At 64.3% G+C, this 18,375-nt stretch carries 23 protein-coding genes; 11 read left to right on the top strand and 12 right to left on the bottom strand.

From position 1 onward, the window contains the following. The first annotated feature begins 22 nt into the window (after positions 1–22). On the top strand, positions 23–442 hold the full coding sequence (locus IVA74_RS00715) for a twin-arginine translocation pathway signal (protein WP_247338836.1): 420 nt from the start codon (positions 23–25) through the stop codon (positions 440–442). Positions 443–467: 25 nt separating this feature from the next. Here the strand turns inward: IVA74_RS00715 and IVA74_RS00710 are convergent, their stop codons facing one another. Continuing rightward, entirely contained in the window at positions 468–1,670 is a 1,203-nt protein-coding gene (locus tag IVA74_RS00710; RefSeq protein ID WP_247338834.1) for an FAD-dependent monooxygenase, read from the bottom strand. Between the two features lie 19 nt (positions 1,671–1,689). Then, positions 1,690–1,935: a zinc-finger domain-containing protein gene (locus tag IVA74_RS00705; RefSeq protein WP_007602543.1), complete on the bottom strand. Its 246-nt coding sequence runs from the start codon at positions 1,933–1,935 to the stop codon at positions 1,690–1,692. Between the two features lie 307 nt (positions 1,936–2,242). On the opposite strand from IVA74_RS00705, the gene IVA74_RS00700 reads away from it, so the two are divergent. Together IVA74_RS00700 and IVA74_RS00695 are read left to right on the top strand one after the other, a co-directional pair. Further along, complete coding sequence (locus IVA74_RS00700) at positions 2,243–3,379, top strand: hypothetical protein (protein WP_247338832.1); 1,137 nt, start codon at positions 2,243–2,245, stop codon at positions 3,377–3,379. A gap of 36 nt (positions 3,380–3,415) precedes the next feature. Next, positions 3,416–4,171, top strand: a complete 756-nt coding sequence (locus IVA74_RS00695; RefSeq protein WP_247338830.1) for an alpha/beta hydrolase — start codon at positions 3,416–3,418, stop codon at positions 4,169–4,171. On the opposite strand, the gene IVA74_RS00690 is transcribed toward IVA74_RS00695, so the two are convergent. Then, positions 4,157–5,467 (bottom strand): hypothetical protein, encoded by a 1,311-nt coding sequence (locus tag IVA74_RS00690; protein ID WP_247339173.1) that lies wholly within the window; start codon positions 5,465–5,467, stop codon positions 4,157–4,159. The genes IVA74_RS00695 and IVA74_RS00690 overlap by 15 nt on opposite strands. A gap of 345 nt (positions 5,468–5,812) precedes the next feature. Here IVA74_RS00690 and cysE point away from each other — a divergent pair, with 345 nt between their 5' ends. Next, positions 5,813–6,637 (top strand): serine O-acetyltransferase, encoded by an 825-nt coding sequence (gene cysE, locus IVA74_RS00685; protein ID WP_247338828.1) that lies wholly within the window; start codon positions 5,813–5,815, stop codon positions 6,635–6,637. Positions 6,638–6,786: 149 nt separating this feature from the next. Beyond that, a complete protein-coding gene (locus IVA74_RS00680) occupies positions 6,787–7,005 on the top strand; it encodes a DUF3126 family protein (protein ID WP_027567779.1) in 219 nt (72 codons plus the stop codon). 15 nt (positions 7,006–7,020) lie between these two features. Here IVA74_RS00680 and IVA74_RS00675 read toward each other — a convergent pair whose 3' ends face one another. Continuing rightward, a complete protein-coding gene (locus tag IVA74_RS00675) occupies positions 7,021–7,728 on the bottom strand; it encodes a hypothetical protein (RefSeq protein ID WP_247338825.1) in 708 nt (235 codons plus the stop codon). A 221-nt stretch (positions 7,729–7,949) separates the two neighbouring features. Between IVA74_RS00675 and IVA74_RS00670 the strand changes: the two genes are divergently transcribed. Next, entirely contained in the window at positions 7,950–8,279 is a 330-nt protein-coding gene (locus IVA74_RS00670) for a hypothetical protein (RefSeq protein WP_247338823.1), read from the top strand. 90 nt (positions 8,280–8,369) lie between these two features. After that, on the top strand, positions 8,370–8,900 hold the full coding sequence (locus IVA74_RS00665; RefSeq protein WP_247338821.1) for a gamma carbonic anhydrase family protein: 531 nt from the start codon (positions 8,370–8,372) through the stop codon (positions 8,898–8,900). A 59-nt stretch (positions 8,901–8,959) separates the two neighbouring features. On the opposite strand, the gene IVA74_RS00660 is transcribed toward IVA74_RS00665, so the two are convergent. Next, complete coding sequence (locus tag IVA74_RS00660) at positions 8,960–9,175, bottom strand: hypothetical protein (protein ID WP_247339183.1); 216 nt, start codon at positions 9,173–9,175, stop codon at positions 8,960–8,962. 96 nt (positions 9,176–9,271) lie between these two features. On the opposite strand from IVA74_RS00660, the gene IVA74_RS00655 reads away from it, so the two are divergent. After that, on the top strand, positions 9,272–9,589 hold the full coding sequence (locus IVA74_RS00655; RefSeq protein ID WP_247338819.1) for a hypothetical protein: 318 nt from the start codon (positions 9,272–9,274) through the stop codon (positions 9,587–9,589). A gap of 103 nt (positions 9,590–9,692) precedes the next feature. Next, entirely contained in the window at positions 9,693–10,073 is a 381-nt protein-coding gene (locus tag IVA74_RS00650; protein WP_247338817.1) for a hypothetical protein, read from the top strand. A gap of 177 nt (positions 10,074–10,250) precedes the next feature. On the opposite strand, the gene IVA74_RS00645 is transcribed toward IVA74_RS00650, so the two are convergent. The 6 genes from IVA74_RS00645 to IVA74_RS00620 form a co-directional block, all read right to left on the bottom strand. Then, on the bottom strand, positions 10,251–10,745 hold the full coding sequence (locus IVA74_RS00645) for a hypothetical protein (protein ID WP_247338815.1): 495 nt from the start codon (positions 10,743–10,745) through the stop codon (positions 10,251–10,253). A gap of 176 nt (positions 10,746–10,921) precedes the next feature. Continuing rightward, entirely contained in the window at positions 10,922–11,653 is a 732-nt protein-coding gene (locus IVA74_RS00640) for an aspartate/glutamate racemase family protein (RefSeq protein WP_247338813.1), read from the bottom strand. After that, positions 11,653–12,531 carry an ABC transporter permease gene (locus IVA74_RS00635; RefSeq protein WP_247338811.1) on the bottom strand — a complete coding sequence of 293 codons (879 nt, stop codon included), beginning with the start codon at positions 12,529–12,531 and terminating at the stop codon, positions 11,653–11,655. The genes IVA74_RS00640 and IVA74_RS00635 overlap by 1 nt, the downstream gene beginning before the upstream one ends. A 3-nt stretch (positions 12,532–12,534) precedes the next feature. Then, entirely contained in the window at positions 12,535–13,494 is a 960-nt protein-coding gene (locus IVA74_RS00630; protein ID WP_247338810.1) for an ABC transporter permease, read from the bottom strand. Between the two features lie 4 nt (positions 13,495–13,498). Next, positions 13,499–14,788 carry a PotD/PotF family extracellular solute-binding protein gene (locus tag IVA74_RS00625; protein ID WP_247338808.1) on the bottom strand — a complete coding sequence of 430 codons (1,290 nt, stop codon included), beginning with the start codon at positions 14,786–14,788 and terminating at the stop codon, positions 13,499–13,501. 42 nt (positions 14,789–14,830) lie between these two features. Continuing rightward, a complete protein-coding gene (locus IVA74_RS00620) occupies positions 14,831–15,817 on the bottom strand; it encodes an ABC transporter ATP-binding protein (RefSeq protein ID WP_247338807.1) in 987 nt (328 codons plus the stop codon). A gap of 267 nt (positions 15,818–16,084) precedes the next feature. Between IVA74_RS00620 and IVA74_RS00615 the strand changes: the two genes are divergently transcribed. Beyond that, complete coding sequence (locus tag IVA74_RS00615) at positions 16,085–16,792, top strand: GntR family transcriptional regulator (protein ID WP_247338806.1); 708 nt, start codon at positions 16,085–16,087, stop codon at positions 16,790–16,792. A gap of 17 nt (positions 16,793–16,809) precedes the next feature. Here IVA74_RS00615 and IVA74_RS00610 read toward each other — a convergent pair whose 3' ends face one another. Beyond that, a complete protein-coding gene (locus IVA74_RS00610; protein WP_247338804.1) occupies positions 16,810–17,019 on the bottom strand; it encodes a hypothetical protein in 210 nt (69 codons plus the stop codon). A gap of 328 nt (positions 17,020–17,347) precedes the next feature. Between IVA74_RS00610 and IVA74_RS00605 the strand changes: the two genes are divergently transcribed. Then, positions 17,348–18,375 (top strand): amidohydrolase family protein (locus IVA74_RS00605; protein ID WP_247338802.1); only part of this gene is annotated, 1,028 nt, incomplete at its 3' end.

Genomic DNA, 18,375 nt, shown 5'->3' with positions numbered 1-18,375 from the left:
CCACTGGGACTATTCATCCGGCATGTCAGCTTTGATCCAATATCGCCTGCGCGCGTGCTGCATGGCCGTCGCACTGGTCGCGGCCGGCTTGGCGCTGTCTGGTTGTGCCGGCATGAGCGAGACGGTCGCTCCGGCCTTTGCCGATCCCGCCAAATACGAATTATACGAGTGCAAGCAGCTCGAGTCGGAGCGCAAGACGCTCGCCACCCGCACCGCGGACTTGCAGAGGCTGATGGACAAGGCGCAGACGGGCACCGGCGGCGCCGTCGTGTCAGAGCTCGCCTATCGCAACGAATACATCTCGGTGCGCGGGCAGGCGCAGCTAGCCGAAGACGCCTGGCGTCGCAACAAATGCCGGGAAACGCCGCCCGAGGCGACACCGGCTGCGGCGCCCGCGCCTGGCGCCAAGCCTGCCCCGAAATCCGCAAGATCGGTGCGCTGAGACATCGCGCCGACGGCGCCTCGCATCAGGGGCGCCAGTCGTAGATCCAGTCCTGCCGCGCCAGCATGCGGTCGGGGCCGAGCGTGCGGATCGCAAGATCGCGTGCGAACGCGAGCGGCCCACTGAAATGATAGATGCGGCCCTGCTGCCGCGCCGTCCGCTGCACCCGCCGCACGCGCGTCTGGCGCGCACGGCCGTATTGTCTCAGTGCAGCAGCGATGCCCGCGGTGCTCTCGGCGGTCTCAAGGGTCAAATGCTGCGCGAGCACGGCGGCATCCTCGATCGCCATGCCGGCGCCCTGGGCCGCAAACGGCAGCATCGCATGCACGGCGTCGCCGAGCAGTGCGACCGGGCCTTTGCTCCAGGGGCAGTCGTCAGGCACGCCGAACAGCGCCCATTTCCGCCAGCGATCGACCGTGGCGAGCATCATCCGCGCCGCCGCCGGCCAGCGCCGCGCGCCGAAGGCCTCCATCACCTCGAGGGGATCGCCGGGCGTGCTCCAGCCCGGCCTGTTCCAGGTGCCCGGCAGCACCGCGACCACGTTGATCTGGCGTCCGCCTGCGATCGGGTAGGCGACGAGATGGGCGTTCGGGCCCATCCAGAGCTGGACCCGGCGCGCGGTGTAGTCCTTCGGCAGTTGCGTGGCATCGAGCGTGCCGCGCCAGGCGATCAACCCGGAGAAGCGCGGCTGCACCTCGGGAAACAGATGCTGGCGCACCGTCGACCAGATGCCATCGGCGCCGATCAGCGCACTGGCGAGATCGCTGCGGCGGATCGTGCCGCTGCGATGGACGACCGTCAGCCCCTTGGCGTGAGGCGCGACGTCTTCGAAGGTCGCGCCGAGTTTCAGGTCGATATCGGGATGGTCGGCGACTGCGCCGGCGAGGGCGGATTGCAGGTCGGCGCGGTGCACCACCCAATAGGGGGCGCCGGCGCGCGCGGCGGCAGCTTCTCCCAGCGGCATGCGCAAAAGTTCGCCGCCGGCCCGCGCGCTCATGATCGAGACCGCCTCCGGGGTCACCGCGCGCAGCTTGAGCCGCTCGGTGAGGCCGAGCTCGACCAGCACGCGGCTGGCATTGGGGGAGAGTTGCAGACCGGCGCCGACTTCCTCGAGCCGCTCGGCCTTTTCCAGCACGACGATGCGGAAGCCGCGGGCCGCGAGCGCAAGCGCAGCCGTCAGTCCACCTATGCCGGCACCGGCAATGACAATGGTTCGGGAGAGCGCCACCCCTGACCGATGGCAGCGGTCAGGCCACCTTGTCCTTCAGGACGCATTCCGGCGGACGGGCTTCGCCCGCCTTCAGGTCGGCGGCGAAGCGGTACAGCGTCGAGCAGTAGGGACAGATGATCTCGTTGTCGTTGCCGAGGTCGAGGAAGACGTGCGGATGGTCGAACGGAGGGTTGGCGCCCACGCACATGAACTCTTGCGAGCCGATTTCGATGACGGGGACACCGGCATCGTTATGGAAGTGCGGGACGACATGGTCGGACATCGTAGTTCATCCTGGAGTGGCAATGGCAGCAGATACAATCACGACAGACGCGGCATCATTATGGCGCCGCGGACCATACTGGCGGGTCAAGATGATTGCTAGTCCAGCGGAACCGAAAGTCCGCAATTGCCCCATGCTCGTTTTGCTCATGCAAATTCGACACAATCTTGCGGCTTGAGAGAAGCCCTTCTTTCGTCGGGGACGTTGTGTCGCAACTTTGGCATACTATGTCGGTGGGCGAGCGCAATTGCGACGAAAGACGAACCGTCAAGGCATCAACGATCTCAGGACCGTCCAGGTTTTCCGCATGAAATGGCTGCGAATCAGCACAGCGTTGACCGGTATTGCGGCATGCGGCTTCATGCTCGCGCAGGTAGCACCGCATGCGCGCGAGGCCGGCGCGATTTTGGCCGCCCAGGAGGATCCCGCCGCGCTCTCCGAACTCAAGCTCGATGCGCTGCTGCGGCAAAACGATCGTCTGATTCAGAGCAACATCGAGGCCGCGCTCGCATCGGGCGACGCCGATCTCGCGGACAGTTTTGTCGCGTTGGCGCACGACCGCAACGTCGCGCTGCCTGACGACCTCCTGAGCCGCGTCAGCGACGCGGTCAAAGACGAAAATTCCACCTCGCATTTCGCAAAACGGTTTGCCGCCGGGCTCGTCACCGGCAACGCGGACGATGTTGCGAGCCTGTCGGGAACCGTGGCCGGCGATCTCTTCGTGATCGGCGACATCAGGGACGTCGTCCGCGAGGGCAAGCATCTCGCCATGGGCGAGGAGACCGATCGCCTGGTGCTGGGCCTTGCGGCCGCTGGTCTCGCGGTCACGGCCGTGACCTACGTCTCCGTCGGCGGCGCCGCGCCGGTGCGCGCCGGGCTGACGCTGCTGAAGGACGCGCGCAAGGTGGGGCGACTCGGCGAAGGACTCGCGGCATGGGCCGGCCGGTCCGCGCGCGAGGTCGTCGATACCCCGATGCTCCAGAACGCGGTCGCCTCCGGCTCGGTGCTGCGGCCGGGTCAGACCGCGAGTGCGATCAAAGCCGCGTTCCACGCCGAGAAGGCCGGCGCACTGGTTCGGCTCGGCAAGGATGTCACGCGCGTCGTCGAGAAGACCGGCACGCGCGGCGCAATGGATAGCCTGCGTATCGCCGAAGGCCCCAAGGATGTCGCACGCGCGGCCCGGCTCGCGGAAGCGCAGGGCGGCAAGACGCGCGCGATCATGAAGCTGTTCGGCCGCGGCGCGCTGCTGCTGATCGGCGGCGCGTTCAATCTCGCACTCTGGCTGTTTGGTGCGGCCCTGACGCTGTTCGGCCTGTTGTCGTCGATCAAGGCGACGACGGAGCGCCTGACCCAGGCCTGGTGCGATCGCAGACGGACGCGGCGACTTCGCCGGGCCCAAATCGCAGCCGAAGCCGCTCTGGCAAGCGCTGCCGTCACGGCCTAAGATCGACTTCTTCCCCTCAAGATTGCGGAACTGATGATGCCGAGCTTTCACAACGGCGCCGTTGAAATCGCCTATCTCGACGAAGGCGAGGGCGATCCGATCATCCTGGTGCACGGCTTTGCCTCCAGCAAGAACGTGAACTGGGTCTATCCGACCTGGGTTTCGGAGCTGCGCAAGAACGGCCGCCGCGTCATTGCGCTCGACAATCGCGGCCATGGCGAAAGCGCAAAGCTCTACGAGCCCTCGCAGTACTCGATCCCCACCATGGGCGGCGACGTGCTCGCGCTCATGGATCACCTCGCCATCCCGCAGGCCGATCTCATGGGCTATTCGATGGGTGGACGGATGACGGCCTGGCTCTCCCTCAACGAGCCGCAGCGCCTGCGTTCGGCAATCCTCGGCGGCATCGGCATCGGCGGCCTGATCGAGGGCACCGGGCCCGGCGAGAACGTGGCGAAGGCATTGGAAGCGCCCTCGCTCGACGACGTCACCGATCCCGTCGGGCGCACTTTTCGTGCTTTTGCAGACCAAACCCGTTCCGACCGCAAGGCACTCGCCGCCTGCCTGCGCGGCACGCGCGACCTCATGACGAAGGACGAGGCCGCGCGGATCGATTTGCCCGTGCTGATCGCGGTTGGCAGCACCGACGACGTCGCGGGCTCGGCGAGCGCACTCGGTGCCATCATCCCGGGTTCGGAAGTGCTCGACATTCCGAACCGCGATCACATGCGTGCGGTCGGCGACAAGGTCTACAAGACCGGCGTGCTCGATTTCCTGTCACGCCGCAGCTGAGGTCTCGTCCGCCGGTTCGTCGTTGCTCAAGCGCCGCGCCAGTGCCATCAACACCACGAAGGTAGCAACCCACACCATCCGCGCGCCGTAGCGGTCGTGTGGTCCGGAAATCACGCCGCAGATGAAGGCGTTGCCGAGCAGTGCCAGCCCGACGGTTGCCGCCAGCAATGTCAGATCGTCGAGCCGGCGGTTCCTGAGCGAAAGCGCGAGCAACACGACCAGCGCCAGCATCGAGGCCAGCGCGACGGGAACGTGCAGCCAGTTGACGTCGTCGAAATTGACAGCCCAGTGCTGCTGGCGCGCCGCGCGCATCTGCGCGACCTGCGCGGGGATGTAGCGCTCGATGACGCCATAGGTGTGCGGGATCCAGCCATTGGTGCCTTCGCCGGTCGCCACATGCAGCAATTGCTGGCCCATGGCTCTCAAGGCTGCGCCGGCCTGCCACGCCGGATAGTCGGTGAGCGAATGCACGACGATGGTGCCCATCTCGTCGTTCATGCCTTCGAAGCGGCCGAGCGTGTTGAACATGCTCTTGCCCCACAGGAATTCGTCGGCGGTCGCCGGCAATTCGTTGCGATAGGGACAGAGCTTGTAGCGCTCGCGCGGGCAATGGTCGTTGAGGTAGCGCGCGACGATGCCGTCCTGCATCATGCGGCCGAACGCGACGCCGTAGCCGCCGGGGGTCCAGGCCCATTTGCCCGACAAGGCATGGTTCGCCGACACCAGCATCAGGCCGCCGGCGACGATCGTCATACTCGCTTGAGCCAATCCGGCGATCGGAAGCCGGCGCCCCAGCAACGGCCGCACCATCCAGCCGGCGACGCAGAGCCCGAGCAGCACGCCGAGCGTGGCGCTGTGGGTCGCGGCAGCAAAGGCGGTGAAGACGAACAGCGAGATTTTCTCGAGCACGGAGGTCCGCGGTCCAGCGACGACCAGCAGGAACAGCGATAGCACGGACAGCCCTGCAAAGATGTCGGTGAGCAGCATGCTGGCAAGCCAGGGCAGCGCGGTCGACAGGATCAAGAGCAGGCTGATCGCGACGAAGCGGAACGTCTGCATCAGGCCGAGCACGCGCAAGGTGAGCTGCAGCAGCCACAGCGTTGCCACCGACTGGACCGCGAGGTTGATCCAGAAACCAAAACTCTCGCCATAATGCAGATAGAGGCCGAACACGGTGGAGCGGCTCGGGACGAGATAGCCCTCGTACCAGCGCGCCAGATAGCCGCCGGTATCCCATTGCAACAGCGGATAGCCGTTCCAGAACGCCGGTGCGATCATCATGAGCGGCAGGGCCATCGCGGCCAACCGCAGCCAGAATGAGCCCGCGGCCCCCGCGCGCAAATGATCGGTGGTGGTGGTGGTCAAATCCGCTCCGTCCTCGCGCGGACCATGCCCGCAATCACCGTTGAGGCGGAATTCACCAATAGTTTGACGCCGCCCGGCTTGAATTTGGCGAAACCCTGACCATTTTGAGCCGACCTTGCCGCTTGGGGCGTCAGAATAAGTAGTTGTGATTCAACGCGTTGGCATACTTGTCGCGGGACAACGCACTGTTCACTCTCAGGCAAGCCCGTCGGGACTTTGTCGCCTAGACTGTGTTATAGAGCCAGCAAAACTAGCCAATTCGAAAGAACAGATCCCATGGCAGTGCATCAGGTCAATCCGGGAGGGAAGCTCGCAACGCTTGATCCGATCTGGGATCGGATCCGCGGCGAAGCTGAGGACATCGTCCACCGCGAGCCGGAGCTTGCGACCTTCATCTATTCGACGGTGCTGCATCACAGCCGCCTGGAAGATGCGGTGATCCATCGTGTCGCCGACCGGCTCGATCACTCCGCGCTGTCGGGCGATCTCGTGCGCCAGACCTATGACGAGGCGCTGCGCGACGATCCCGATCTCGGCAACGCCTTCCGCGCCGACCTCGTCGCCGTCTACGACCGCGACCCCGCGACCTCGCGCTTCATCGATCCCTTGCTCTACTTCAAGGGCTTTCACGCCATCCAGACCCATCGCCTCGCGCACTGGCTCTGGCTGAAGGGCCGCAAGGATTTTGCCTATTATCTCCAGAGCCGCGCGTCTGCGGTGTTCCAGACCGACATCAATCCTGCCGCGCGCATCGGCCGCGGCATCTTCCTCGACCACGCCACCGGCTTCGTCTGCGGTGAGACTGCCGTGATCGAGGACGACGTCTCGATCCTGCACGGCGTCACGCTCGGCGGCACCGGCAAGGAGAACGAGGACCGCCATCCGAAAATCCGTCACGGCGTCCTGATCGGCGCCGGCGCAAAAATCCTCGGCAACATCGAGATCGGCCATTGCGCGCGCATCGCGGCCGGCTCGGTCGTGGTCAAGCCCGTGCCGCACAACGTCACGGTCGCGGGCGTGCCCGCCAAGGTCGTCGGCGAAGCCGGCTGCGCCGAGCCGTCGCGCACCATGGATCAGATGATCAACGCCATGGGACTCTGAGATGGGACTCTGAGACGGGACTTTGAGCTTGTCAGAAGGGTCGGATTTTCCGGCCCTTTGGTCCCCAAATTCTTTGGCAATTCATGCTGGCGGTTGGTCGCGTCTCGTCCTAAAACCCCGCCAACCCAGATTTCGATTGGAGACTTACCGTGGACGTCAAGGAAGTTAGGAAGCTCGACGCGTACTTGAAGCGCGTATTCGGCAATTCCAAGATCCGCGTCGTGCCGCGGCCGAAGAAGGATGATTCCGCCGAGGTTTATATCGGCGAGGAATTCATCGGCGTGCTCTTCGTCGACGACGAGGACGACGATCGCTCGTTCCAATTCCAGATGGCGATCCTCGAGGACGATCTCGTCGATCAGGAATAATCGTCACCACGAGTGTTAGAGCCGCGGCCCGCGCAACTGCGCGGTGAGCCGGTCCATCGCTTCCGCCGCATCGCGCCATTGCGAGAGCCAACTCCGCGGAAAGCGGAAGGTGAGGTCGGCGCCGCCGACGCGGCGTTCGGACAGGCACATGCCGGGCGTCGCTGCATCGCGCGTACAGCGCGCGGTCAGCGCGGGACTTGCAGCAGAATAGAAATCCTCGCTGCCGTAAGGCGTATCGGCGCGGAACATCCGCATCGTCAGCCCGTCCGCGGGCATCGCCGCAGCCTGGTCGAGATAGCGCGGATATATCGTGGCGGTACGCTGCTCGGGCGAGAGCGCATCGCGATGCGCGGCGATCGACAGGAAGATGCGGTCGATCGGCTGCATTGCCGCATCCACGCTATCGGCGGTGACGTGCTTCGGCGCGCCCGGCGGTTCCAGCGAAGGGTACAGGAAGTCGAGATCGATCCGCTCCTGCAGCCCGGAGTGGCGCTGGATCTTCATGCGGATCGCTGTCATCGGCAGGTTGAACAGCGTACCGCCGACGCTCACCGGCAGCTTGTCCGGGGCGTTCGCGCCGCTACTGCCCCAGGTCGGCCACAACAAATAGGCGACGAGCGCGACCGCGCACACCGCGGCCGCGCCGCCGAGCACGATCGGGACGACATGCGCCCGGGTTCGCGTTCGGGGGGACTGAGGAGAGGTTGCCGAAAACACCGTCATGAGCCGCGCGAATGAGTCCGAAGTCGGCCGATGGCCGACGAATCAGCCGCGAATATGCCACGCGGCGGCGATTTCGCGGAGCGTTCGCCGGCTGCGGGAAAGGGAGAGGGGCCTGCGCGGGATGGCCGGCGGCGTTAACCTTCCCTTAAGGATAATGTAGCGTTAACCAGCCCTATTTGTCACAGGAAGGCTCCGGCGTTGCGTAAGGCGGACCGTTTCCGATGACACCTGAAGCTCTCAACACTTTCTTCTCCATCTTCATCGGTTTTGCGCTCGCGGGCGCGCTCGTGAGCGGATACCAGGCGGTCGCACAGAGGCCTGCCGGCTTCGGCCTGCTGCAGGACGGCGTGGCGCCGAAGACCTTCGCGGCGGTTCCGTTCCTGGTGTTCGCGGCGCCCTTCATCATCATGCGCAACACCCTGCGCGGCATGCAGGTGGAAAGCCGCCGCGTCGAGTTCGTGATGATGGCGACCGTCATCGCCGGCTTCTGGAGCATGATGAGCGGCACCTTCTTCCTGATGACGCTGCGCGCAGCCGGCGTTCTGGTCTGATGCGCGCGCTTTAAGAGCTGCCGGCGCGGCGGCCCTTTGCGTCGAGGCCTCCGTTTCGCTATGCCAGTCGTAGCGTGACAGGAGACCCTCATGGCGATCTACGAGCTCGACGGGCAGGCGCCCGACCTTCCCGCCGACGGCAATTACTACATCGCGGAGACCGCCACCGTGATCGGCCGCGTGCGGCTGAAGCCGGGTGCGAGCGTCTGGTTCGGTGCCGTGCTGCGCGGCGACAATGAGTGGATCGAGATCGGCGAGGGTGCCAACGTACAGGACGGCTCGACCTGCCACACCGACCTCGGCTTTCCCCTCGTCATCGGCAGCAACTGCACGATCGGCCACAATGTCATCCTGCACGGCTGCACCATCGAGGAGGGCGCGCTCGTCGGCATGGGCTCGATCGTGATGAACGGCGCCAGGATCGGCCGCAACAGCATCGTCGGCGCCGGGTCCGTCATCACCGAGGGCAAGGAGTTCCCCGAACGGTCCCTGATCATCGGCTCGCCGGCGCGCGTGATCCGCACGCTCGACGACGCCCAGGTTCAGAAGATGGGGAGCGCAGCCAGATTCTATGCCGCCAACGGTCCTCGGTTCGCCAAGGGCCTGAAACGGATCGGCTGAGATGCACGCAGGCCGTGCGCGGCCGGCATTTGGTTTCGTACCGTAGAAACACCCGCGCGTCAGCTTCCCTCGGACTCGCTCGCTTCGATCGCGCCGGCGACCTTCTCGTGCCCGGCGGCCCACAACGCATGCTCGTTGCTGCCGTCCCGGTATGGATTGGCTGCTGCCGGGATGTTCTCGCGCGCGGAACGTTCGCCCTCTGCAAGAGGATCGCGATCCGTCATCGTGATTTCGCCTGTCGGTTTTGCTGCGTCGAACGCGTTTGGTTTGGGCATGATCGTGCCTGCCTTGCCGCTTTCAAGTTGATGCAACGGCCTTTGTTCCGGAACCGGCCTTGGCTGCGGCCGTTGACCGGCGAAGGAGAATTTCCGATGGCCAGATTGTCCACAGTCCTCCTCAAGACCGTCCTCGTGATCTTTGTCCTTGCGGCGATGCCGGCCGTATCGTTCGCGCAAGCGACCGGCGGCGCAACCGGCTCCGCTGGATCGACCGGCACGGGTAGTGGTGGTGTCTCAAACTCTCCCGCCTCGCCACCCGGCACCAACAGCCTGGGTACGGCGCAATCATCTGGTGGTTCGCCCGGCGTCACCACCGGCACCGGCACAGGCGCAGGTGAGGCTGATGCCACCGTCAACACCGAGAACCGGCTGCTCGACAAGAAGCTCAAGAGCATCTGCCGCGGCTGCTGATACTCGCGCGGAAGTGAGGCAGTATAGCTGTCCGGAATGCCCAAGGGACGCTAGCTTGGTCCTGCTTTGAGGCGTGGAGCGTGTCCACGCGGAGGATCGAGTGATGTTACGCAAGATGATGATGGCGGCGCTGGCCGTCGCGATAGTCGGGCTGTCGGCTCCAGAGGCGGCCCAGGCGCGCGGCGGTTTCGGTCACGGTGGCGGCGGCTGGGGCCACGGCGGCGGTTGGGGCCATGGCGGTGGCTGGGGTCATGGCGGCGGCTGGCGTGGCGGCGGCTTCTGGCCGGGAATCGCGATCGGGGCGGGTATCGCCGGAGCCGGCTACTACGGCGGCTATTACGGCTACGGCCAACCCTATTACGGCAATCCGTATTACTATGGTACCGGCTACGACGATGGTGGCTATGGCGGCTGCTACGTCGTGCGGAAGCGCGTCATGACGCCGTCAGGCTGGCGTATCCGCCGTGTGGATGTCTGCGAATAGGCGCTGTACCCATCAAAAAACAAGGTCGTCGACGCAGTATACCGTCAACGACCTTGCCAGCCCCGGACATTGAAATCGGCTCACGCCATCCGGTAACGGCTAGCATCGCTCAGATTCATATTGGCGAATGTGATCCAGTTCACAAGTCAAAAAATTTAAAGCTGCGTCGCGAGCAGCTCAGCCGCGCGAGCGCTTGCGCGCGCTGGCGTGGACGCGCTGCCGCACCGGTTTCCTGCGGGTAACCGAGGGGGTCTCCACCTCGGTCGTCCGGACGCTGGCAAAGGACTGCCGCAGGCCGTCGATCGACTCGTTCAGCGTTGCGACCTGCTCGGACAGGCGCTTGGTGTCGGCCTGCTGGAATGCGAGCAACCGCTTCACCGTCTGGAGCTGGTCCTGCACGACCTGGAGCTGGTCGATCGATTCCTGCTGGGTCGCCTCCAGTCCCTTGGTCTTCTCGAACAGCTGCTCGGAGGCCTGTGCGGTGCGGGCTTGAAGCTGCCGCGACGCCACCACCCGGTCGGTCTCAGGAGCTGAGCCGGTATAGGCGCGCCAGATCGCGATCGAGGTCACGCCGGCGATCAGCAGGAGGAGGGCGGCAGCGGTCAGCGCGATGGGCTGGGCGCCGAGACGAAGGAGGGGGTTGGACGGTGCGTCCTCTGCGAGATCGATCATCGCTGACAAACCCAAATTGAAACTTGGTGAGTGGCGAAAACCGGCAACCCTGAGATCACCGGGGTGTCCCGAAAACGTTACGTTTCGGCAAGGAATGGGACCAAAAAGAGGCTAAGAGCAAAAAAAGCCAGCAAACACAGGCCTTGAGACCTCCGAAGGTCTCTTCAGGATAGGGATCAGGGCTGAAACGGAGAAAACGGCCCGGCATAGGTCTTCGATCGCGGCGCCGCATAGGGCCCGAGCCGGGAGGTCTTCAGCGCCAGGCGCACCAGTGATTCCGCCAAGGTCACTGCGGCGGCGACGCCGTCGATCACGGGCAGGCCGTGCGTGGCGGCGAGTTCTGCAGCGAGATCGGCCATGCCGGCGCAACCGAGCACTATGACCTCCGCGCGGTCGTCGCGGATCGCGGCTGTGATCTCCGCGGAGATTTTTGCGAGCGCATCAGTATTGCGCTCCTCAAGCGCGAGCACCGGCACCTCGGCAGCGCGGACGCGGGCACAGCGCTCGATGAGACCGTACCTCTTAAGATTATGCTCGATCGGCACGATGGAGACACCGAGCGTCGTCACCACGGCGAAGCGCGCGGCGATCAGGCTCGCCATGTGGAAGCCCGCTTCGCCAATGCCGATCACCGGTGCCGTCGCGATCGCGCGCGCGGCGTCGAGGCCGGTGTCGTCGAAGCAGGCGATGATGTGGGCGTCCGCACCGTCGCGATCGGCGTCGCGGATGCAGCCGAGCATGCCGGGCACCGCAAAGGCCTCGTCGTAAAATCCCTCGATCGAGACCGGGCCCATCGCCGGCTGGCGCGCATCGATCGATGTGTCGGGCAGGGCGATCGCGCGCGCGGCAGCGGCGATCTTCGTCGTCATCGAAGCCGTAGTGTTGGGATTGACGACGTGAAGCCGCATCAGACAAGTCCCTTGCCGGCGTCCGAGCCCTTCGCCGCCTGCCGCTTGTTGAGCATGTGGATGGTGCCGAGCGCAAGCGTGATCACCGCAAACGACACCGCGGAGATGATGGTGCCGAGCGCATAGATATCCGGGTTCGTCACCGTCGTGGTAAGGCCCTGGAGATCGAGCGGCAATGTATTCACCGCGCCGATCGCCTGACTCGAGCGCGCCAGTTCGTCCCAGGACAGCGTGAATCCGAACAGGCCGATGCCGATCACCGACGGCAGGATGATCGGCAGCACGACATGACGGAAGGCCTGCCACGGCGTCGCACCCAGGTCGCGTGCGGCTTCTTCGAGCCGGGGATCAAAGCGGTTGAAGATCGCGAACATGATGAGCAGGCCGAATGGCAACGTCCAGGTCAGATGTGCGCCGAGGCCCGAGGTCAGCAGGCCCATCGAGGTCTCGAAGTTCTCGTTCCAATGCGCCTTGATCAGATCGTCGATGATGCGGAATTCAAGCGAGATGCCGAGTGAGGTGATGATCGAGGGAACGATGAGGCTCGCGATCGCCGAATAGAACAAGATGCTTTGCGCCTTGAACTTCCTGCGGAACGCCATGCCGGCAGCAACCGACAGCACGACGGTAACGATCATCACGATGATGCCAAGCAGCAGCGAACGGCGAAAGGCCGCGCCGAGATCGACGATGCCGGTTCCCTGGAACAGTTTTGCGATCCAGAAGGTCGAGACGCCGTTCATCGGGAAGGTGAGGCCGCCCTGCGGCCCCTGGAACGACAGGACGTAGATCGCGATCATCGGGCCGTAGAGGAACAGCGTGTAGGCCGCGAAGAAGATCGCGAGCACGTAGAAGCTGCGCGGGCGTCCCTCCTTCATCGCCTATAGTTCCTTCTTGATGTCGACGATGCGCGACATCATGGTGATGATCAGGAAGGTGATGACGAGCAGGATCACGGCGTTTGCGGCCGCTGCCGGGAATTGCAGCGCGTTCACCCGCGTCTCGATGATCTTGCCGGCGGCCGCGATCTGCTGGCCGCCCATCACGCCGATGGTGATGAAGTCGCCCATCACGATGGTGATGACGAAGATCGAGCCGATTACGATGCCGGGTTTGGCCAGCGGGATGATGACGTTGACGAGCGTCTGGAAGCCGGCGGCGCCGGCGTCATAGGCGGCCTCGATCAGCGACTTGTCGATGCGCACCATCGAATTGAAGATCGGCACCACCATGAAGAAGGTGAAGAGGTGGACCAGCGCCAGCACCACGGAGAATTCGGAGAACAGCAGCCATTCGAGCGGCTGATTGATCGCACCGGTCTTGACCAGACCGGAATTGACCAGGCCGTTGCGCCCGAGCAGCGGGATCCAGGCGATCATGCGGATTACGTTGGAGGTCCAGAACGGGATCGTGCAGAGCAGCGACAATCCCATCTGCCAGGTCCTGGACTTGACGTGGAAGGCCAGGAAGTAGGCGACCCAGAAGCCGATGAACAGCGTGATCGCCCAGACCAGGAAGCACAGCTTCAGCGTTTTCAAATAGGTCTTGGCGATGGTGCAGAGATCGGGGAGCTGCGCGATGCAGCCCTCGAACGTGTCGGTGTAGCCGCGGCCGGAGAAGGCCGGCAGCAACTGGTATTCGTTGTAGTCCCAGAAGGAGACGATGACGACGAAGACCAGCGGGATCAAGAAGAAGGCGAGAAACACCAACATCATCGGCCCGGCCTGGAGCCAGGAGACGAAGGATGGCGACAGGCGCGCCGCTTTCGCGGCGCGCGCTGTGCCCGACCCCCGGACAAGGTCCGGGGATGCCTGTTGCAGGATGTCCTCCGATGTGTCCATCAGATTACGCCGCGATGAACTCGTTCCACTTGCGGACCATGTAGTCGTTCTCGTCCATCACCGCGTTCCAGCAGGCGACGCCGCCCATGCGGTCCTCGTAGGAGCCGCCGTCGCGCACGGCGCCGGCCTTTTCGAGCAGCGAGCCGTCGGGCGCCTTGATGTCCTTCTCGGCTGCCTTGCCTTCCATCCAGTAGGCCCACTCGTAGGGCTCCATGTGCGCTTTCGCGGTGGAGAGCACGGCGGAGTAATAGCCCTGGCGGTTGAGATAGGCGCCGGCATAGCCGGCCAGGAACCAGTTGACGAACTCGTAGGCCCATTCGAGCTTGGCGCCCGACACGCCCTTGGAGACGCAGAAGCCGGAAGCCCAGGAACGATAGCCTTCCTTAAGCGGTTGGAAGGTGCAGGCGATCCCCATCGAGCGCACCTTCGTCACCGCCGGCGACCACATCGACTGGATCACGGTTTCGCCCGACGCCATCAGGTTGACGCTCTCGTTGAAGTCCTTCCAGAACGCGCGGAACTGGCCGGCCTTCTTGGCTTCGATCATCACCTTCATGGTGAGATCGATCTCTTCCTTGGTCATGTTGCCCTTGTCGGCATATTTGTACTTGCCGGAGGCTTCCACGACCATCGCGGCATCCATGATGCCGATCGAGGGGATGTTGAGGATCGAGGCCTTGCCCTTGAACTCGGGATTGAGCAGCTCGGCCCACGAGCTGATCGGCCGCTTGATCAAGTCGGGACGGACGCCGAGCGTGTCGGCGTTGTAGACGGTCGGAATCAGCGTGACGAATTCGGTCGCCGACGTCGCGAACTTCTTGGAGTCCTTGCCTTCGAGATACAGCACCTTCCAGGGCGCGGTGCCCTGGCCGCCGATCTTCTTGCCGCCGGGCGTCTGGCCCTTGGTGAAGACGGGCGTGATGTTGTCGAATTCCTTGATCTTCCTGGAATCGAGGGCAAGGATGTTGCCCGACGGCACGATCTTCTTCAGCGAGAAATATTCGGTGTCCAGCACGTCGAAGGAGTTCGGCTGGGTCATCACGCGCTTGGTGACGTCGTCGGTGGTCGCGGTGATGTATTCGATCTTGATGCCGGTGTCCTTCAGGCACTGCTTGGAGATGTCGTCGCCCTCGTTCACGGCGGTGCCGAGATAGCGCAGCACCTTCGGCTCGGCCGACATCACGTAGGGGAAGCCGGTGATGGCGCCGGAGCCCGCGGCAAGGCCGGCGAGACCAGCGGTGCTCTTCAATAGCGTGCGGCGGCTGACGCCGGTCTTTTTGGTCGTCTCGGTCATACCAGTCACTCCTCTGTTGCGCATTTTTTCGATCGATGGACGCTATTGCAGGCGCTGCGCCTTGGCGGGATCCCAGGTGACCAGAACGCGATCGCCCGGACGGAAAGGGCGGGCGTCGAACACGGTCTCGGGAACGTGGGCGAACAAGGCAGTGCCGTCGTCGAGCGTAAGCGAGACGGCGACATATGAGCCCTGGTACTCGGTCTGGGTCAGCAGCGCCGGTGCGCCGAACGCACCCTCAACAAACGGCGTGATGCCGAGTTGATCGGCGCGCACGGCAATGAGTTTGCCGGCGTCGCTGAGGACGTTGTGGCCGCCGATGAAGCGCGCCACGAATTCGGTGCTGGGGTGATGGAAGATGTCGCGGGCCGAGCCCTGCTGCTCGATCTTGCCCTGGTTCATCACCACGATGTGGTCGGCAAGCGCCATCGCCTCTTCCTGGCCGTGGGTGACCTGGATGAAACTGATGCCGAGCTCGCGCTGCAGCCGCTTCAGCTCGCCGCGCATCCTGACCCGCAGGAACGGATCGAGCGCGGAGAGCGGCTCGTCGAGCAAGAGGATCTGCGGCTCGGTGATCAGCGCGCGGGCGAGCGCCACGCGCTGCTGCTGGCCGCCGGAGAGCTGGGCCGGCAGTCGGCCGGCATAGGGGCTCATTGCGACCAGCTCGAGCAGTTCGCCGGCGCGCTTGTGCCTGATCGCGCGGTCGACGCCGCGCATTTTCAGGGCAAACGCAACATTGTCGAGCACGGTCAGGTGCGGAAACAGCGCGTAGGACTGGAACATCATCGCCGTACCGCGCTTGGCGGGCGCGAGGTCGGTGACGTTTTGCGGGCCAAGGATGATGTCGCCTTCGCTGACCGCCTCGTGGCCCGCGATCATGCGCAAGGTCGAAGTCTTGCCGCAGCCGGAGGGGCCGAGCAGGCAGCAATAGGTGCCTGCCGGGATCTTCAGATTGACGGTGTCGACCGCCAGCGTCGTGTCGTAACGCTTGGTGACGGCGACCAGTTCGAGAGCGGCGGGAGTGGCCATGGCGTGTCCGGGGAGAGGGCGATGCTTCGCCTCTCTCCGCAAGGTCCGTGCCAATCGCGCGTGAATCGTCCTTGGCTGGCCGAATTGCAAAACAGTGCAGCGGAGTCAGATCGTTAGATCGAATCTCGTGCGTCCGGCCGGCTTGCTGCCTTCGCAGTTGCGTGCACACAAAACAGGCGCGGATTGTATAAAGTTTTGCCTGTGATTGGATACAGCTCGTCGACTACCATTCGAGGCCGAACGTTGCCGATCGAGTCCTCACACCCCATGGCCGCCAAGTCCCGACCGAAATCCGACGCGCCAGGTGCGAGCGATCGCGTCAGCCGCATCCGGGAAGGCGTGACCGCGGCGATCCTCGAGCATCGTCTGCTGCCGGGCACGAAACTCGGCGAGGACGAGATCGGCGAGATCTACGGATCAAGCCGCACGCTGGTTCGCACCGCGCTCCAGCAGCTCGCGCATGAGGGCATCGTCCACATCGAGAAGAACCGCGGCGCCTTCATCGCACGCCCGACGCCTGCGGATGCCCGCGAAGTGTTCGAGGCGCGCCGCCTGATCGAGCCGACGATCGTCGATCACGCCGTTGACGCGGTGTCACCGGCCTGGATCAATCGTCTCCAGCGGCATCTTGCCGAGGAACGCGAGGCGGAATCGCGCGGCGACGCGCGCGCCTCGGTCCGGCTCTCCGGCGACTTTCATCGCCTCGTCGCCGAGATGAGTGGTCACAGCATCTATCTCGGTTTCCTCAAGGAGCTGATCGCGCGCTCCTCGCTCATCATCCTGCTCTATCGCCGCCACGACACGCCGGCCTGCGGCACTGATCATCACGCCGGCATCGTCGCCGCGATCCGCAAACGCGACCGAGCGGCCGCCCGCGCGCAGATGTTGTCGCATCTGAACGAGATCGAAGCCGAGCTGTTTCTGAAAGATCCCGCTGCCGACGAGTTGCGGCTCGCGGACGTGCTGGGCCCCTAACGAACCGCATCGTTTGGCTACGGCAGCGAAGACCCTTCGTTGCGCTTCATGATCTTCAGCACGAGCAGGATCGCGCCAAGGATCAGGAAGAGAACGCCGGCGAACGTCGTGCCGCCGTATTCGAAGGTCACGCCGATTCCCGTCAGCAGACATCCGATGATGATTGCGAGGAGTCCGCCGAGTTTCTTGACCAGCATGACGTGTCCGTCAGTTGTTTGTGCGACCATGTTGCGCCTCGTCATTTCGCGCCTGCGCTCGCGGCCCCTGTTACTTCTCTCCCCAGTCGAGCAGGCCGGCACGATCGTACTCTCGAATGCGCAAATTGCAATCTGGCGTTGATCGTGGACTTTTGCAGCGTCTGCATTTGATTTGAGTTCGATGTATGTGAGACAGCCGCGCTTACTCAGTTTCCTGATCTTCCCGAGTAAAGTTCGCGGTGCACCTTTGCCGCAGCTGGATGGCTGAACTGCAGAATCTCTCTAGGGTTGCAAATTGACTCCACGGGGCACGAGGCATCAACTACCATCGCGCGGTTGGGTTCTGGAGCGGGAGATCATGCCGGGATTGAAAGTGCGGGGCGGGCTCGCGATGCTGCTTGCAGTGCTTCTCTGCAATGCGTCGCCTGCGGCGGCCCAGCAGGACGCTGCCGTCCTGTTCCGTAACGTCAGGATTTTCGACGGAAAGAACGCGACGCTCTCGGTTGCGTCCAATGTTCTGGTCAGGGACAGGAAGATCGAGAAGATATCGACTGCCGACATCGCAGCCACCGGTCAGGTGATCGACGGCGGCGGCCGCGTGCTGATGCCGGGGCTGATCGATGCGCATTGGCACACGATGCTGGTGCGCCCGACGCCGATGGCCGCGCTCGCAGGCGATATCGGCTACAACAACCTGCTTGCGGCCAGCGAGGCGACCGCGACGCTGATGCGCGGCTTCACCACCGTGCGCGACATGGGCGGGCCGAGCTTCGGCCTCAAGCAGGCCATCGACGAGGATCTTGTCGCCGGTCCCCGCATCTATCCCTCGGGCGCCATCATCACCATCACCAGCGGTCATGGCGATTTCCGCCAGCTCTCCGATCTGCCGCGCACCATCGGCGGCATGCTCAGCCGCATGGAGCGGATCGGCGGCAGCATGGTCGCCGACAGTCCCGACGAGGTGCGCGTGCGCGCGCGCGAGCAGCTCATGCAGGGTGCTTCGCAGGTCAAGCTCACGGCGGGCGGCGGCGTCGCGTCGCCCTTCAGCCCGCTCGATGTCTCCACCTTCACCGAGCCCGAGCTGCGCGCCGCCGTCGAGGCCGCCGACAATTGGGGCACCTATGTCGCCACCCACGCCTACACGCCGGTCGCGATCCAGCGCTCGATCGCAGCCGGCGTGAGATGCATCGAGCACGGTCACCTCATGGACGAGGCGAGCGCGAAGCTGATCGCGGAGAAGGGGATTTGGCTCAGCACGCAGCCATTCCTCGACCTCTCCGCCGCGGCCTATCGGATTCACACATCGGCCATTCGCAGTGAGGCGCCAAATTTGATGCGCTGGAGGGCTTCGAGCCCCAAGCGCATGGTTTTTGGTCCCGGCTTGCC

Origin of the sequence: Bradyrhizobium sp. 132, assembly GCF_023074185.1 — a bacterium.
Lineage (GTDB): Bacteria > Pseudomonadota > Alphaproteobacteria > Rhizobiales > Xanthobacteraceae > Bradyrhizobium.
Note: the sequence above shows the minus strand (reverse complement) of the source record. Positions and strands in the feature narration are given on the sequence as shown.